Here is a 1,053-nt window from a genome sequence, read left to right as displayed (position 1 = left end):
GCCTGTGCCGCGCAAATTCGGATCGGGCTGCGGTCTGCTACGGCGGGGCGAAAGAGGAGTGAAAGATCGGTTGAAATTTATCGACCGTAAAGATCGTGCCGCAGTGGCATAAAATTTAAGCGAGCGCCCGTTCGCAAATTAGCCCTTGCCTAGCTTGATACGCGCCCTAAAATCGGGCATGATCTGCGCGATGAGCGCGTAAAAGTCCGCTCCGTGGTTTGCGTGGATGAGGTGCGCGAGCTCGTGCAACACGACGTATTCGACAAAGCGAGGATCCCGCTCTATCAGGCTTAGCGAGAAGTTGAGATAGCCCTTTGCGTGGTTGCAGCTGCCCCAGCGCGTCTGCATTTTGCGCACCCGCACCTGCGCGATCTTACGGCCTATCTGCGGCGAAAATTTCTCGATATAGCGCAGATAAAGCTCAAGCGCAAAAGCCTTTTTAAACGCCGCAAACTCGCCCTCGCTCTCGCAAAAGATCGTGCCCTCCGATACGAAAATTTTATCTTTAAATTTAGAGCTTTGGATAAAATTTTTGATCGTAAAATCGGGCTCGTCGCGCTCCGCCGCTTGCGCGCTTTGCGCTACATTTTGCGGCACGTTTTCGCTCGCGGATTTTGAAATTTTTTCGCTCATGAGCGGAATTTCCTCACTCGTATCAAAACTAAAATTTGAAATTTCTCCGCTCACAGCGGGTTTAAATTTTAAAATTTCTTCGCCCGCGACAGGTTTAAATTTTGAAATTTCATCCCCTGCGGCAGGGTCAAATTTTAAAATTCCGTCGCTTGCGGCGGAGTTAAATTTACCTGCATCTCTGCTTTGCGGAGCGCGCCCGCTTGAGTGAAATTTTAAAATTTCGCCGCGGGATTGCTCGAAAACATTTTGCGCCGCCGTATTTATAAACTCGCCGCTTTGTCGCATTGCGCTTTGCTGTGCGAGCCCTTGCGCCGCATCGTCCGGTAGGTTAAATTTTAAATTCTCGCCCGCCGCACCACTTTGCGAGGTGCGCCCACCCGAGTGAAATTTTAAAATTTCACCTCCCATATCGCCGCATGC

The 1,053-nt window shown here is 50.6% G+C and carries 1 protein-coding gene; it reads right to left on the bottom strand.

Translation table 11 applies throughout. From position 1 onward, the window contains the following. Window positions 1-138: 138 nt before the first annotated feature. Window positions 139-1,053 (bottom strand): M48 family metallopeptidase (locus Q0236_RS04945; RefSeq protein ID WP_367274737.1); only part of this gene is annotated, 915 nt, incomplete at its 5' end.

The organism is uncultured Campylobacter sp., from assembly GCF_938031315.1.
Classification (GTDB): Bacteria; Campylobacterota; Campylobacteria; order Campylobacterales; family Campylobacteraceae; genus Campylobacter_B.
Note: the sequence above shows the minus strand (reverse complement) of the source record. Positions and strands in the feature narration are given on the sequence as shown.